Raw genomic sequence first — 15,760 nt, 5'->3', positions numbered from 1 at the left:
CCCGGTGCGCGAATGAACGCGCACGGGCTTCGGCCGCGCAAATGCAGCGGTACCAAGAAAGCCCCGCGTGGCCTGGGCTATCGAATTTCAGGAGAAGTCAGAGGCGCTCTACAGGAGGACGAAAGTACCGCCGACGGCAGTTGCGCCGAGGGCCTTGAATAATCGTCCGTTCACGCGGCTGGAGCACCGATGGCCGCAGGGGAGCATCCCCTACGATGGCTGCCATATGGCACGCAGACCCGGCGATTGCAAGAAACGGTTGGCGATGGCGATGACGTGACGCGGGGCCTAAAGCTGCTGCATAGCCCATGCTGATGGCTGGCCGCGCTCGGCGTGAGCTGCGGTTAATCAGGCGCAAACCATTACAGGTCGCGTTGGTCGGGCGGATCGCCTTCGCGCTGCTGGATCGGGGAGGACCAATGGGCAAGATCGCATTCTGGTACGAGTTTGCATCCACCTATTCGTATCTCACGGCGATGCGTATCGATGCAGCAGCTCAGCGCGCAGGCGTCGAGGTTGAATGGAAGCCGTTCCTGCTCGGGCCGATTTTCAAGGCGCAGGGGTGGACGTCATCGCCGTTCAACCTGTTCCCGGCCAAGGGGCGTTACATGGTGCGCGATATCGAGCGCATTGCCGCTGAGCGGGGTTTGCGATTCCAGATGCCGGACCCCTTCCCCGCCAATGGTCTGCATGCTGCGCGCATGGCCACTGCCGGGCGCGCTGAGGGCTGGTGTGCACCGTTCACCAGAGCCGTGTTCCAGGCCCAGTTCGCCGACGGCAAAGATATATCGGATGCCGATATTATGGCGTCGTTGCTGGCGGATATCGGCGTCGACAGCGAAGCAGCCTTCGCCGCGGCGGGACTGCATGCCGCCAAAGATCAGCTTAGATTGACGACGGAAGAAGCGCAGGCCCGTGGCATCTTTGGCGCGCCAAGTTTCACCACGGAGGATGGCGAGCTGTTCTGGGGCGATGACCGTCTTGAGCAGGCACTCGCGTGGGCACAAAAGTTGTAGCGGCGCACAGCAGGCAAGGCCCGCACTGATATACAGAGACGTGCACGGGCCGGAAACAAAAACGCGCCGCGCAGTCACTGCACGGCGCGTTTGATGCTCACCGGAGCCGCAAGGCCCCGCGATTACTTCTCATTCTTTTCGTAGTTGTCGGCGACGAACCGGTCGAGCAGACGCACGCCCCAGCCAGCGCCCCAACTCGGGCTGATTTCGTTCTTCGGCGCATCCATGGCGGTGCCCGCGAGATCGATGTGGGCCCAGGGGATGTCCTTGTCGACGAAGTACTTGATGAAGGCGGCGGCGGTGCACGAACCGGCATAACGGCCGCCGATGTTCTTGATGTCGCAATTCTTCGATTCAAGCATCTTGTCGTAGGCTTTATCGAGCGGCATCCGCCACAGCTTCTCGCCGGTTTCTGCGGATGCTTCGAGCAGGTCAGCGGCCAGCTTGTCGTCGGAAGCAAAGAGGCCGGCGTATTCCTTGCCCAGCGCAACCATGATGGCGCCGGTCAGCGTTGCCAGGTCGATCATCAGGCGCGGCTTGAAGCGCTCCTGCACATAGGAGATGAGATCGGCCAGCACGAGACGGCCTTCAGCGTCGGTGTTGAGCACCTCAACCGTGTGGCCGGAGTGCGCGCGCACGATGTCGCCGGGGCGTGTCGCCGTGCCCGAAGGCATGTTTTCGACGAGGCCGATGATGCCGATGGCGTTCACGTTGGCCTTGCGTTCGGCCAGCGCCTGCATGGTGCCGACAACGGCAGCCGCACCGCCCATGTCGCCCTTCATGTCTTCCATGCCGCCGGCCGGCTTGATGGAAATGCCACCGGTGTCGAACACCACGCCCTTGCCAACGAAACAAACCGGCTTGGTGCGCTTCGACTTGGCGCCATTCCACTGCATGATGGCGACGCGTGCCGGACGCACACTGCCCTGCGCCACCGCAAGCAGCGCGCCCATCTTCAGCTCGGTAATCTGATCGTCATCGAGAATTTCGACTTCAAGACCGGAAGCTTCCAGCGCCTTGACGCGATCGGCGAACTCAACCGGACCCAGCGCGTTGGCGGGTTCGTTGACGAGATCGCGCGCAGTCACAATGCCGTTGGCCAGCGCCGCATAATGGGCGTAGGCAGCGCGCGCCTTGTCGGGGTTGGCGCAATGGACCACCAGCTTCTGCAGACCGTCCGCTTCAGCGCCGTTGCCATTGCCATTCGCGGCATCGTCATCGGAAGACTTCTTGGTGATGTACTTGCTGAATTCGTAGTTGCGCAGGCTGGCACCGAAGGCCAGCAGCGCCGCCAGGGCATCGCTCTTGATGCCTGCGCCTTCGGGCGCTTCGGCAATGATGCTCGCGCTTGCGGTCTTGCGGGCGCCGATCGCACCGGCGGCTGAACCACCTAGCAGGATCCAGTCATTCTCTTTCATGTCGCCGGCCTTGCCGGTACCCAGCAACAGAACCCGTTTCACGCTGCCCAGCTTTGCGGGCGCCAGCACTTCAACGGTCGCCTTGCGCCGGCCTTTGAACTGAGCTGCGTCGGCAGCCTTGAGGAACACGCCAGCTGCGCGCTGGTCCAGCTCCTTGCCTCGGGTCGACAGGGACGCGCCGTCGCCGGCTAGAACAACGACAGTTGGTTCAAGGTCTGCTGAAAGGGATTCGAAAACGATTTCGGGGCGCGTGGACATCGAGGTGGGGCTCCCTGTGGGTTCAGGTGTGACCACCCGCGTCGCGGAGACATCGAGGTCCAAAACGGCCGCGAGAAATCGCGGATCAGGGCCTAGGGGGAGCGATTGGCGGGAAGTCCGGTACGTCGTGATCATTCCGAGCTAGCGCCTCAGGCCCGCGCTTGCAAGCGAGCGGGCAGCTATCATGCGATCAAGCCCGCGTGTGGAAGGCGCCTGTTCGGTTTTTGTTCCGAGAAATGCGGGGATTGCGTCTATCCTGTCCTCGCCTTGTCTGGCGCAATGGCCTAGCCCTTTGGTCAGGGCCGAATTTCCGCCATGCTGGGGTGAAACGAAGCCGAAGGGATGGGCGAGCGGGCACGGCGCCGTTTCGCTCGAATTGCAGCGCTGCCATCAGCCAACACTCGGTCACGATGACGATTTTCGAAAGGTATGTCTTTCGGCAGGCCGGTTCCGCGCTGCTCATCATTCTGCTGTCGCTGTCCAGCATTGTATGGGTTGCATTGGCGCTGCGGCAGCTCAATGTCGTGACCAGCCAGGGTCAGGATGTGCTTACGCTCGTCAAGATGACCACGCTGGCGCTGCCCAACCTGATGGCCGTCATCGCGCCGTTCTCACTGCTCATTGCATCGATCCACACGCTCAACCGTCTCAATGGCGATTCGGAGCTGATCGTGCTGACGGCATCCGGCGCAACGATCTGGCGCGCGGGGCGGCCACTGCTGCTGCTGGCGCTGCTGGTCGGCATCGGCGTTTCGGTCGTCAATCACTTCGGCATGCCATGGAGCCTGCGCATGCTGCGCGACTACGTTGTCGAAGTGCGTGCCAACATCCTGACCCAGGTGATTCAGCCCGGCGCCTTCACCAGCCCGGAACAGGGTCTCACCTTTCACATTCGCGAGCGCACGCCCGACGGCGAGCTGCAGGGCCTGATCGTGCATGACACGCGCGATCCCGCACTGCATCAGTCGTATCTGGCCGAGCAAGGCGTCATCGTCGAGCGCAAGCCGTCGAACTACCTGTTCATGAACAAGGGGCACATCATCCGGCGCACCGACAAGGATGAGCCCGCACAGGTGATCGTGTTCGACAAATACGCCGTCGATCTCGATCAGTTCGAAAAGAAATTCAACGATGACGGCGATCTGAAGCCGCGCGAACGCTATCTGACCGAGCTGCTGAACCCCAAACCGGACAGCGCCGCCTATTTGAAATCTCCCGGCCAGTTTCGCGCCGAGTTGCATGAGCGATTCTCTAACCCGTTCTACCCCATCGCGTTTGTGTTCATCGCCCTCGCCGCAGTCGGTCAGGCACACTCGACGCGCCAGAACCGTGCCCAGCAGGTTGCCATCGCCTTCGTTATCGCGGCGGCGTTGCGGCTAGGGGGGCTTGCGGTCAACAACGTGGTGGTGATCACGGCGGCGGCAATCCCGCTGATGTACGGTCTGCCCGCCATCGGCATTGCCGGCTCCCTCTTTATCATGGAGCGCAATCGCCGCCGGCTGTCCGCCTCCCGTTTCCCGGGCATTCTGCTGGATCCGCTTGCCGACGGCTTCGCCTGGTTGACCGGAAACATCCGGCGGCTTGTGGGGCGAGCGCGGCCGCTGCCTGACGGTGGCGCATGATCGGCGTATTTCGAACCCGCACCCTTGGACGCTATATCGCCGGCAAATTCCTGATGGGCATCCTGGCGACGATGCTGCTGTGCTCCATCCTCATCTACCTCATAGATTTCGTTGAGCTTTTGCGCCAGTCGGGCAAGGGCGGCGACGTCCCGCTCTATATGCTGGTGGGCATCGCGCTGCTGCGGTTGCCGGCCTACGTTGAGATCCTCATTCCGTTTGCGGTTCTGGTCGGCGCCATCATGGCGCTGCTCAATCTCAGTCGTTCCAGCGAATTGACCGTCATGCGGGCCGGCGGCATGTCCGTCTGGCAGTTTCTGCGGCCGGGCATTCTGGTGGCCTTCATCGTCGGCGCGCTCACGGTGACGGTGTTCAATCCGTTGGCCGCCGCCGGCCGCGATCTGTCGGAGGATCTGTTCGCCGAAGTCTTCGGTCGCGAAACGAATCTTCTCCGCTCCCGCTCGGGCTCATCGTGGTTGCGCCAGAACGGCGCCGATGGGCAATCGGTGATGAGCGCCGCCATAGCCAAGAACCGCGGCCTGTCCCTGCTCGGGGTGTCGGTGTTCGTGTTCGACGGCGATGGACGCTTCGTCGAACGAGTCGATGGCAAGAGCGCTGACCTGCACGAAGGCTACTGGGAGGTGAAGGAAGCGTGGGTGGTTCGCCTTGGGCGCGAGCCAGAAAAATTCGATATCTACCTTGTGTCCACATACCTTACACCGGAGCGTGTAAGCGATGCGCTGGGCACGCTGTTGTCGGTGTCGTTCTGGGAGCTGCCGGCGCTGATCGAAGTGGCTGAAAAAGCGAAGCTTTCCGCCAGCCGGCTTGAGGTCCAATATGAGGCGCTGCTGTCAAGGCCATTCTTATGCGCAGCAATGGTCCTTTTAGCGGCCACTGTGTCGTTGCGGTCATTCCGCGGTGGCGGCATCCAGACTATGGTCATCACAGGACTGGTGGGGGGGTTCGGCTTCTTTCTTCTGATGGAAGTCTCCCGACAAATCGGTGTTGCTGGCTTGGCGCCCCCTTGGGCCGCCATCTGGTTGCCCGTGGTCCTAGTGATTATTGTCTCGGCTTCAGTACTGCTGCACCAGGAGGATGGCTGAGTGATGCGTGATACGCGGGCACCGCATGAGGGTTGCGGATCGTCACGCGTCACCTGTTGGCACCGTAAGGTTGCTGGCGGGGTGCGTCTGGCTGTGCTCGCTGTGTTGCTTGCCCCGCTGTTCGTTGCCCCTGACGCGTTACTTTCCCGAGCCTACGCCCAAGATCCGTCTACGCTTGCACCCGATGTCCAGAAACAGAGCTCGTTCCCGAAACAGAGCCTGGTTGGGCCGTCGCGCAATCTCGACAAGTCGCAGCCGCTTTATCTGCAGGGCGACGAGCTGATCTATGACAACGGCGGCAACCGCGTGATCGCGCGCGGCAACGTCGAAATCTATTACAACAACTACACCCTCACCGCTGACCAGGTGATCTACGATCAGTCGGCGAACACGCTGACCGCAATGGGCAACGTGATTCTGAAGGAGCCCAACGGCAACGTCGTGCGCTCCGACCGTCTGACCCTGACCGATGATTTCCGCGATGGCTTCGTCTCGCAGCTCTCAATTGTCGCTGCTGATGACACCCGCATCGCCGCCGAGCGCGCCACCCGCAAGGGCGGCAACACCACCGTTTTCACCAACGGCCGTTTCACGCCGTGTAAATCGGAAGGTGGAATGCCGCCACTGTGGTGTCTGAGCGCCGCCACCGTCACCCACGATCAGGCCGCCGCCACCATCAGCTATCAGGACGCGCGCTTCGAACTGTTCGGCGTGCCGATCCTTTACATGCCCTATTTCGAGCACGCCGACCCGTCGGTGAAGCGCAAGTCCGGCTTCCTGATGCCGCAGCCGGGCAGCTCGACCACGCTCGGTTACACGACGACGATCCCTTATTACTTCGCGCTTGCGCCGAATTACGACTTCACCTTCTACCCGATGTATTCCAGCCGTCAGGGCGTGCTCTGGCAGGGTGAATGGCGCCACCGCACCGAAAACGGCCAGTACTTCATCCGTGGTGCGGGCATCGATCAGGACTGGGCCGATCTGCCGTCCGCCATCGTCGATCGCGAGCAGTACAACGGCTGGCGCGGCAGCCTCGAAACGCGCGGCCTGTTCTCGCTGTCGAGCTGGTGGAAATTCGGCTGGGATGTCACCGTTGAGAGCGATGATGAATTCCGCCGCTTCTACAAACTCGACAACATGCTGCTGACGGATCGCGTCAACAGCGTGTTCCTGCAGGGCATCGGTGACCGTAACTACTTCAGCCTCGCGGCCTACCAGTTCAACAGCCTGCAGTATGCCACGACGCCGCAAACCGGCGCGCAGTCGTTCGCGTACCCGATCCTCGACTACAACTATGTGTTCGCCGATCCTGTCCTCGGCGGCGAGCTGACGTGGAATACCAACGCACTGGCATTCTCCAGCGACCAGACCAATGCCGTATTCCCTAACATCTACGGCAACGAGCAGATGAACCGCGTGGTCACTGAGGTGAACTGGCGGCGCCGGATGACAGACGCAATCGGCATCACCTACACGCCGTTCGCGCACCTGCGCGGCGATCTCTATCAGCTCAGCAATTATGTCGATCCGCAGGCTCCCAACGGCGTGAATGACACATCGGTGGCCCGTGGCCTCGCGGCCGGTGGTGTTACCGTCGCCTATCCGTGGGTTGCGAATTCAGGCCGTGGTTCGCACGTCATCGAGCCGATTGGTCAGATCATCGCGCGCCAAGCCTACATTGAGCAGGACAACCTGCCGAACGAAGACGCCATGAGCCTTGTCTTCGACGATACCAATCTGTTCGAGCTGTCAAAGTTCTCCGGCTATGACCGCATCGAAACCGGCACGCGCGCCAACGTCGGCGTCCAGTATACGTTCCAGGCCAACGAGGGCGGATACGCGCGCATCCTCGCCGGTCAGAGCTATCAGCTTGCCGGCTTCAATCCGTATGCCAAGCCCGGCGTTGACGCTTCCGGCGATCCGACCTTCACGCCGTACAGCGGTCTGGAAACCTCGCGGTCCGACTACGTGCTGGGTGCCTACGTTGCGCCGTGGTCGTTCCTGCAGCTCATCTCGCAGTCGCGGTTCGATCAGGAAGGCTTTGCACTGGCCAGCCAGAACGCCGGAGCGCAGGTTTCGCTTGGCCCGCTCGTCGCCAACGCCATCTACTCCTACCTGAACACCGATCCGACCAATGGCATCGTTGCTTCGCAGGAAGACATTTACGCCAGCCTCAACCTGCGCCTCACCGACCGCTGGAGCGTCGCGGCTGCGATGCGTTACGATCTCGACGCCGACCAGCTTGCCTCGGACATGTTCCAGGTGCAGTACGCCGACGAATGCTTCGTGCTCACCGCGACCTACACCGACAACTACTATCACAACCCCAATCTGGTCGACGGTCAGACGCTCATGCTGCGGTTTGAACTCAAGCATCTTGGCGAGTTCGGATACTCAACCGATGCCCTCAGCGGCAATTACGGCAAGCAGCAGTAACGCCGGTTGGGTGTGAGTTGCATCAACTGTGCCATCCTGTTTGGTCGGGGAACTCTCCCCGCCAGTCCATCGCTGCTATTGAATGTGGCTGCTTGGAAAGCTGTGACTTAGCCCGTGCGATCAATTCAAGGCTAAGCAAAGCGCCCGCGGGCTACAGCTTCACCGCCGAAAAAGGGGTTCGCCGCTGCACAGCCGTTGAAGCCGCTTTTGCAGGCAAGCCGGTGGACAATCGCTCTGCTCCCCTCCGAGGCCGGCAGGTCGACGCTCCCGGCCGCGCGTGGGTTGCCAGCGCTATGGCCGCTGCGGCAGCCAGACCATCATCCTGCATCGAATGATCCTGCCATCGGCATGCAGCAGCCCAATGGGCTTGGGCGCCATCCGGGCAGACCTTCCCTGCTCAGGCAATCGTAACCGGCGCTGTGCCAGAGTGCTTCCGGAATACCGGTTCCGATTTCCCCAAGCACTTCAGGCCGGCCGCTCCGCATTCGGAACGCAGACGGGCTTCGTGTTGCCAATGTCAGCTAGCAGGTTCTCGCCCAATGCCGCTATTGCGCTATCTGGTTTCGTTGCGCTTCGTGCTGCTGATCGCCGCCATCGGCACAGCGGTCGGCGCCATCATCATGTTTCTGCAGGCCAGCCTGCAGATGATCGGCGCTGCGATAGATCTGTTGAAGGGCGAAGAACCGAAGATCGTCACCGCGATGGTGATGGGAGCGACCGACACTTATCTGTTCGGCATCGTGCTGGTCATTTTCTCGTACGCGATAGCCTTCGGCTTCGTGTTCTACTCCGGCGCCGAACGGTTGAAACTGCCGTCCTGGATGCGCCCTACCGGGATGGACGAGTTGAAGATGACACTCATCAGCGTCATCATCGTCTACCTTGTCGTCGATTTCGCAACCGACTGGGCCGAGAAGGGCAGCGCCATGGGTTGGGAGACGCTGGTAAAGCCGATCTCGATTCTGCTGCTGGCGGCCTCGCTGCGGCTGTTCACCGGCCACGGGGCTTCAACGGCGGACGACAGAACGGCCGGAGATGCTGCATCCGGCAAGCGAGACGAGGCTTGAAGTAACGGCGCGCCGCCGCGCATCAGGCCCGGCGCAGAAAAGCGCGTTCATACACCATCGCCAGCCGCGCAAAGTCCTTCACCGACAGGTCTTCAGCCCGCAGGTTGCCGGCAATACCAGCCGCTTCCAGCAATGCTTCCGGTTCGGCCTGAAGTTGCTTCAGGCTGGCGCGCAGCATCTTGCGGCGCTGACCGAACGCAGCCGCCGTCACCTGCGCCAGAATCTTCGGATTGCACGGCGGCGACGGGTCGGCATGCGGAATAAGATCCACGACGGCCGATGCCACCTTGGGCGGCGGCGTAAAGGCTTCTGGCGGCAGGTTGAGCACGATCCGCGCCGAAGCGCGCCACTGCGCCAACACCGAAACGCGGCCATAGGCCTTGCAACCCGGCTGGGCCACGATGCGCTCGGCCACCTCTTTCTGGAACATCAGCACCATGCGGCTGTACCACGGCGGCCATGGCTCGGCGGAAAGCCAGCCGGTCAGCAGCAGCGTAGCAACGCCGTAGGGCAGATTGGCAACGATGATCGCCCGGCCCGTTTGTGCGCCCAGCAGTGACGGCCAGTTGGCCTCCAGCGCATCGCCGAAATGGATCTTGAGCCGCTCGGGATAGCGCGCTGCAATCATATCCAGCGCACCGCGCGTGCGCTCATCGCGCTCCACTGCGATGACGCGCTCAGCGCCTTCCATGAACAGCGCACGCGTCAGGCCGCCCGGCCCCGGCCCGACCTCAACGACCGTGCGCCCTTCCAGCGGCCCCGCCGCGCGGGCGATGCGTCGCGTGAGGTTGAGATCGAGGATGAAGTTCTGGCCCAGGCTTTTCTTCGCCCGCAGTTCGAACGTCTTGATGATGTCGCGCAGCGGCGGCAAGCCATCGGACGCCATCTGCGCACCGTTGCCCGGCGTATCTGTGTTGCGCGGATCGGTTGTCATGCGCGTGGTCGCCCGGCGTTGGTCGAGAATGATATGCGGATGGAGCGGAGAGGATTTCTCATTGCGGTGTGGTGGCCGCCCGCTCCGCAGCGATGGTGGAGGCCATGCGCATCGCTTCGATAAGGCTTGTCGCGGAAGCGCGTCCCGCCGCTGCGATGTCGAACGCCGTGCCGTGATCCGGAGATGTACGCACAAACGGCAGACCCAGGGTGACGTTGACACCCTCATCGAAGCCGATGGTCTTGAGCGGGATCAGCGCTTGATCGTGATACATCGCGATCACCGCATCATAGCTGCGCCGCGCGGCGGCATGGAAAAGCGTGTCGGCCGAATGGGGTCCCGTAACCAGCAGTCCTTCGGCGCGCAGATCAGCGATGGCGGGGCCGATGATGTCGATTTCCTCGCGCCCCATCGTGCCCTCCTCGCCCGCATGGGGGTTCAGCCCCGCGATGGCGATGCGCGGCGTGGCAATGCCGAAATCGCGCTTTAGTGCGTTGTAGGTGATGCGCACGGTTTCAAAAATCAGCGGCCGGGTGATCATCTTCGGCACCTCGGCCAATGCACAATGCACGGTAAGCGGCACCACGCGGAGCTGCTTTGACGCCAGCATCATCACCGGTCGGAAGTGCCGTCCCTTGTAGCGTTCAGCCAGCGCGGCCAGAAACTCCGTGTGGCCCGGAAACGGAAAATCAGCGCTTTTCACCACGTGCTTGGCGATCGGATTGGTAACGACGGCCGTGGCCTCGCCCCGCAGCACGGCATCGGTTGCAGCGCCGATGGCACTGACGATCGCGGCGGCGTTGGCGCCATCGGGCACGCCGGGCCGGGCGCGTACCGGCAGCGGCCGATGCATCACGGGCAGCGCCTTGGCAAACACGCTTGCTGCGTCCTGCAAGGAAGAAATTGCCTGCACCGGCACGTTCAGCGCCAAATGGCGCGCGCGCTCGGTGAATGTTTCCGCATCGCCAAATACCGCGAACGGCGCCAGCCCACATTCGCTGCGGTCGGCCCAGGCGCGCAGTGTGATCTCGGGTCCGATACCGGCCGGATCACCCATCGATACGGCAAGCGGCCGCCGCGATTTAGTCTCCGGCCGCGCCTGCTCGTGTCCGATACTGCCAGTCGCCGTTGCCATCAGCGGAACTCTATGTGTGCGTCGGTGCGCAGATCCTTGAGATGCTTGCGCGAGAGAATTTCAAATTCCTTCTGGCGCAGTTCGTTCTGTGCCGTCTCGCGCTTGGTCTCGGAAGCTTTGATAACCTTGCGCCCGCAAACCGCCCAAAGCTCAACCCCGCCCTCGCCGATGGTTGCGGGCAGCAACTCACCCTCATGGGCATTCAGCAGTAGGCTGCGCGTCGGCTCCGGCAAACTGCTCGGACGGCGATCACCCAGACTGTCGAAGCGTGTGCCGGGAATACCGCGGGCCATCGTTTCCATGCTCTTGCAGTCGGTGAAGCGCGCCCGCAGAGTTTCCGCTTCGCCCAGCCGCTGGGCAAGCCGTTTCTGGTCGTTGGCCGGCACTGTCAGCAGAATGCGGTGGATGCGCAGCTCGACATCGTCCTGACCTTCCGTCGTCGCCACCATCCGGTCGACTTCCCGGCTGGTGACGGTGATCTGATGGCCGAACTTGCGGCGGATCACATCCGACCATGACAGCGAGGCGCGAATACGCTCGCGCATCACAGTGATGTTGGAGCCCATCTTGGCCACATGGTCGCCGAACTGATCGATGGTCATCTTGTTGCGCTCGGCCATGCCGGCAAGAATGCGATTCACATCGTCATCCGATGTAACGATCGCAAGCTTCTTGGCCTCCTGCAACTTCAGGCGCTCCTCGATGAGTTCATCGATGGCGGCCTGGCGGGCGGACGGCCGATATTCACGCTCGACCTGGCGCTTGAGGCTTTCAACGAATTCGCCCTGGAGCTGGCGCACGCGGGCCTGCTGTTCTTCCTCGCTTTTGGGCGGGTTGGCCTGCAGTCGTTTTATCGCGAAGGCCTTGAACTGCTCGTTCATCGACGATGATTTGAGCTTCGCCTGCAGCTTCTTCTGAACCTCAGGCGCGCCCAGCATGGCCAGCGCCACACGCTGCTCAACCTCATAGCCGGTGATCGGTTCGTCGTTGACGAGTGCAACGATCGATTGCACCGGGCGATCATCGCCCTTGGCCATGGCAACGGGCGCAACCAGCATGGCCGACGCAGTCAGGGCCAGCGCCAGACCGGAAAGCGTGAAGCGCACGGCCGATTTCCGCGCGGCTTGCCCATCCGTGGAATGTTGCGGCTGGAGGCTGTGGATCTTGGGCATGCGTCTCGTGTTCCAGTTTGCAGGGTCAGGGTGATGTCCGCCGGATGCGAAAAGCCGGATTGGATTTCAGCCGCCCCGTGATCGCAACCATCCCGGCGGAGCTTCAAGGCCCCAGGATCGTTCTGAGCATAAATTCGAGGCTCAAGGCGGTAACACACCCATTATATTGATACAAACATTGGCGCTGCCGTGGCGGCCCAACGCCTGCTCCGAGGCCCGGCACAGGGGCCACCAAGGGCAACAAAAGCCTGTGCCAAATCCGGACCAAGCCTGCCGCGAAGCTTGACTGGGGCGAAAATCGGTCGCCGCCGCTACGCGCTTCACATGCCCCCAAGAAGCCGCCGTTAATCAATGGCGCGGGCAGTCGTTTTCGACGGGCTTGCCGGCAGATCGGCGATCCATCCATTGCACGGCCGCGTAGGCGGTTTTTTCAGCGATAAAGCTGTGGCTCACGCCCTTGAGTATCTTGCTGGTCACTGGTGTTCCCCGGGCGCACAGCGCTTTGGCGTACCGCGTGGTCAGCCCCCAGTTCACGGTCCGGTCGCCCGTACCCTGCGAAATGAACACCGGTACCTTGATGGCGCCATGGCCGGGCGAATTGCGCTCCATCAGCGCGCGCCACTCCGGCATCTCTACCGGGTCGACCTTGAGAAAATTCTGCTTCAGCGGCTGAGCCAGTTTCAGCGTCTGCAGCATCTGCGAAATTGACTGGATGCAGTTTTCCGCCACCTGTTCAAAGCGCTCGCGCACGCCCCGCATCAGCAGCTTGTCCAGCGGTATGTTGTAGGTGCGCGACCATGACAGCAACGCCATGGCGATCAGGCTGTCGCCGGTGATCGTGTTCTTCTGGGAGCGGAACAGATCGACGAGGTTGGTAGCGGGCGCCGCCGCGGCAATGCCGACGAGTTGCAGCTCCGGCGCGTAGCTGGGCGCCAGCTCGCCGCTGAACAATGCCGCGTGACCACCTTGCGAATGGCCCCACACGGCGAAGCGTCGGCTTGCGTGTGCGCCGCTCAGGTGACGGGCTGCACGCACCGAATCCAGCACCGCCTGCGCCTCGCTGTTGCCGACCAGATAGGCATGCACCCCGGCAACCCCCAGCCCTTCGTAGTCGGTGGCAACGACGACATAGCCCCGGTCCAGCATCGTCTCCAGTCCCGGGATGGTGCCGGAAAGGTTCGGCAGCAGCGTCGGCGCGCAGCGGGATGAAACGCCGGTCGTGTAATGGGCCCAGGCGATGACATCCCGCCGCCCGGCCGGGGCCGGTGCGTTCGGATAAATCACCGTGCCTGAAACCGCGATCGGTTCACCCGCCGCTCCGGTCGAGCGATAGATGATGCGAAATGCCTTGGCATTTTCGGGGGCGCCGCCGATCTGCGGATAGATGTGAAACACATCGCCTGGCTTGGCGCGTTTCAACTCTGCATCGGATATCTTGCGCAGGTGAGGCGCGGCGGCCTGCGCCGCCTGCTGCGGTAGCACCTGCAGCGCCAGCAACGTCATCAAGACGGCGCCGGCGCCCTTGCGGATCAAAGTGCGAAGCAATGACGGCATGGGCATCATGTGGCTATCCGCAGGCTGATGTTCCGGCAGGCTAGTACGCTGGCACCAACGATCCGTCCGGTGTGCCAGTCGTCACCGGAGCAGGCATACTGAATGCTTTTCATGACCGCTGATGCGCACTGCAAACGGTGGCGACAAGACGGCACCGCCCCTTTTTGCATTCCGTTGCGGCGCGACGCCCCAGCGCTTGCTTAATGCCTTAATACGCGACGGCTCAAAGCTCGCGCTGCAAATCCCGCACAAACGACGTCAAACCATTCAGCCGCTCACGCCGCAGCCGTTCGGCAGTCAGGATGGCGCTGAGCCCTTCCATCGACGTCTGCAAATCGGAATTGACGATCACATAGTCATATTCGGGCCAGTGGCTGATCTCGGCCGCCGCCGCATCCATCCGCTTGCGCACGACCTCTTCCGGGTCCTGCGCCCGCGCACGCAAGCGCTGCTCCAGCGACTTCGCCGATGGCGGTAGAATGAACACGCGCACTACGTCGTGCTTCATCTTTTCAGAAAGCTGCTGGGCACCCTGCCAATCGATGTCGAACAGCACGTCGCGTCCGCCGCTGATCGCAGCTTCAACCGGCGCATGCGGGGTGCCGTAGTAGTTGCCGAACACGTTCGCCCATTCCAGCAACTCGTTGCCGTCCGCCATCGCCTTGAAGCGGTCTTCGTCGAGGAAAATGTAATCCTTGCCGTCGATTTCGCCGGGGCGCGGACGCCGCGTCGTCACTGAAACCGACATCGAGATGGCGGTGTCCGTCGCCATCAGGTGGCGTGCCAGCGTCGTCTTGCCTGCACCCGAGGGCGAGGAGAGCACGAGCAAAAGCCCACGGCGATCGATGGTCGAGGTGTCCGACATATCTCAGCTTTCAGTGCACCGAGCAGCGCAGGCTTGGCCCGCCGCCCAAGCGTTATTCGATGTTTTGCACCTGTTCGCGCAGTTGGTCGATAACCGACTTCAGCGCCAATCCGGCCCGGGTGATTTCAATGTCGTTGGCCTTCGAGCACAGCGTGTTGGCCTCGCGGTTGAATTCCTGCGTAAGGAAATCGAGCTTGCGGCCAACCGGAGCATCCTCCGCCAGCAATTCACGCGCCGCGCTGATATGCGAGGTCAGGCGTTCCAGCTCTTCCTCAACGTCGGCCTTCGCAGCCAGCAGTACAGCTTCCTGATGCAGGCGCTGCGGGTCAAACCCCGTGCCGACTTCCATGATGCGCCCGATCTGCTCCTTGAGCCGTGCGGCGATAGCTTCCGGCGTGCGGGCGGGTGAAGCGCGCACGATAGCAACCTGACGCTCGATCTCGTCGATCTGGCCATTGAGTGCATTCGCCAGCCGATTGCCCTCCGAAGCGCGAGCACCGACAAGCGCGGCGAGCGCCTCGTCAAGCGTGGCAAGCATTGCCTGACCGCGCGCGATGGTTTCGGCCTCGTCCTCCTCCGGCTCGACGATATCGAGAACGCCGCGAATGGCGATCAGCCCGTCGACACGCGGTGGCACCGCGTCAGTCAACGCGCGAATGCGATCGGCGGCCTTCATCACCTGCGCCAGTGCGCGCTCATTGAGGCGCAGTTCGTGCGTATCGGTGGTGCCGCTTGCGACCAGGTTGGCGGTTACGCTGCCCCGGCTGAGGTGACGCCCGATCGCCTCGCGCGCCTTCGGCTCCAACTGCTCCAGACCGGACGGCAGCCTTAGACGCACATCCAGACCACGGCCATTCACGGTCCGTAGTTCCCAGTGCCATGCAAAGCCCGCGGCGTTGCCCTCTGCACGCGCAAAGCCGGTCATGCTCTTGATTGCCATTGCGGCTCCGTTCGTGTGTGGCGCAGATCGAACCGCTCCGGGCGATCGCGCAAGAATCATTGCTGAGGCGGTGTGATCCGGGCCGACGGGTTCCAGAATGGTCTAGTGCGTTTCGAGAAAAACCAGAACCGCCTTATCCGACAAGACGAGCCGGGAGGCAAATGGCGGTGCGTTGGCCTTGGATTATGCTGCCGTCCCCGCCGCCGCTAATGGTGATGGGCATCGCACGCTGGGTGGTAC

The 15,760-nt window shown here is 62.4% G+C and carries 12 protein-coding genes; 5 read left to right on the top strand and 7 right to left on the bottom strand.

Annotation, left to right across the window (positions count from 1 at the left end; genetic code table 11):
• The first annotated feature begins 419 nt into the window (after positions 1-419).
• Positions 420-1,016 (top strand): 2-hydroxychromene-2-carboxylate isomerase, encoded by a 597-nt coding sequence (locus tag QEZ49_RS05010; protein ID WP_280384766.1) that lies wholly within the window; start codon positions 420-422, stop codon positions 1,014-1,016.
• A 122-nt stretch (positions 1,017-1,138) separates the two neighbouring features.
• Here the strand turns inward: QEZ49_RS05010 and QEZ49_RS05005 are convergent, their stop codons facing one another.
• Entirely contained in the window at positions 1,139-2,692 is a 1,554-nt protein-coding gene (locus QEZ49_RS05005; protein ID WP_280384765.1) for a leucyl aminopeptidase, read from the bottom strand.
• Positions 2,693-3,102: 410 nt separating this feature from the next.
• Here QEZ49_RS05005 and lptF point away from each other — a divergent pair, with 410 nt between their 5' ends.
• The 4 genes from lptF (at position 3,103) to QEZ49_RS04985 (ending at position 8,920) form a co-directional block, all read left to right on the top strand.
• Positions 3,103-4,314 carry an LPS export ABC transporter permease LptF gene (gene lptF / locus QEZ49_RS05000; protein ID WP_280384764.1) on the top strand — a complete coding sequence of 404 codons (1,212 nt, stop codon included), beginning with the start codon at positions 3,103-3,105 and terminating at the stop codon, positions 4,312-4,314.
• On the top strand, positions 4,311-5,414 hold the full coding sequence (gene lptG, locus QEZ49_RS04995; protein ID WP_280384763.1) for an LPS export ABC transporter permease LptG: 1,104 nt from the start codon (positions 4,311-4,313) through the stop codon (positions 5,412-5,414). Before lptF ends, lptG begins: the two co-directional genes overlap by 4 nt.
• A 3-nt stretch (positions 5,415-5,417) precedes the next feature.
• The gene (locus QEZ49_RS04990) at positions 5,418-7,853 is read left to right on the top strand and encodes an LPS-assembly protein LptD (RefSeq protein WP_280384762.1); all 2,436 of its coding nucleotides are present in this window, start codon (positions 5,418-5,420) and stop codon (positions 7,851-7,853) included.
• Positions 7,854-8,392: 539 nt separating this feature from the next.
• Positions 8,393-8,920: a YqhA family protein gene (locus tag QEZ49_RS04985; protein ID WP_280384761.1), complete on the top strand. Its 528-nt coding sequence runs from the start codon at positions 8,393-8,395 to the stop codon at positions 8,918-8,920.
• Positions 8,921-8,942: 22 nt separating this feature from the next.
• Here QEZ49_RS04985 and rsmA read toward each other — a convergent pair whose 3' ends face one another.
• The 6 genes from rsmA to QEZ49_RS04955 all read right to left on the bottom strand — a co-directional run bounded on the left by rsmA (position 8,943) and on the right by QEZ49_RS04955 (position 15,520).
• Complete coding sequence (rsmA, locus tag QEZ49_RS04980) at positions 8,943-9,806, bottom strand: 16S rRNA (adenine(1518)-N(6)/adenine(1519)-N(6))-dimethyltransferase RsmA (protein WP_280385086.1); 864 nt, start codon at positions 9,804-9,806, stop codon at positions 8,943-8,945.
• A gap of 106 nt (positions 9,807-9,912) precedes the next feature.
• On the bottom strand, positions 9,913-10,989 hold the full coding sequence (gene pdxA / locus QEZ49_RS04975) for a 4-hydroxythreonine-4-phosphate dehydrogenase PdxA (protein WP_280384760.1): 1,077 nt from the start codon (positions 10,987-10,989) through the stop codon (positions 9,913-9,915).
• On the bottom strand, positions 10,989-12,095 hold the full coding sequence (locus tag QEZ49_RS04970; protein WP_280384759.1) for a SurA N-terminal domain-containing protein: 1,107 nt from the start codon (positions 12,093-12,095) through the stop codon (positions 10,989-10,991). The genes pdxA and QEZ49_RS04970 overlap by 1 nt, the downstream gene beginning before the upstream one ends.
• 414 nt (positions 12,096-12,509) lie before the next feature.
• Positions 12,510-13,715 (bottom strand): alpha/beta fold hydrolase, encoded by a 1,206-nt coding sequence (locus QEZ49_RS04965; protein WP_280384758.1) that lies wholly within the window; start codon positions 13,713-13,715, stop codon positions 12,510-12,512.
• 223 nt (positions 13,716-13,938) lie between these two features.
• Entirely contained in the window at positions 13,939-14,580 is a 642-nt protein-coding gene (gene gmk / locus QEZ49_RS04960) for a guanylate kinase (RefSeq protein WP_280384756.1), read from the bottom strand.
• 52 nt (positions 14,581-14,632) lie between these two features.
• Complete coding sequence (locus QEZ49_RS04955; protein ID WP_280384754.1) at positions 14,633-15,520, bottom strand: YicC/YloC family endoribonuclease; 888 nt, start codon at positions 15,518-15,520, stop codon at positions 14,633-14,635.
• Positions 15,521-15,760: the final 240 nt, after the last annotated feature.

Source organism: Hyphomicrobium sp. D-2 (assembly GCF_029872155.1).
GTDB lineage: Bacteria > Pseudomonadota > Alphaproteobacteria > Rhizobiales > Hyphomicrobiaceae > Hyphomicrobium_A.
This window is presented reverse-complemented; position numbering and strand designations above follow the sequence as displayed.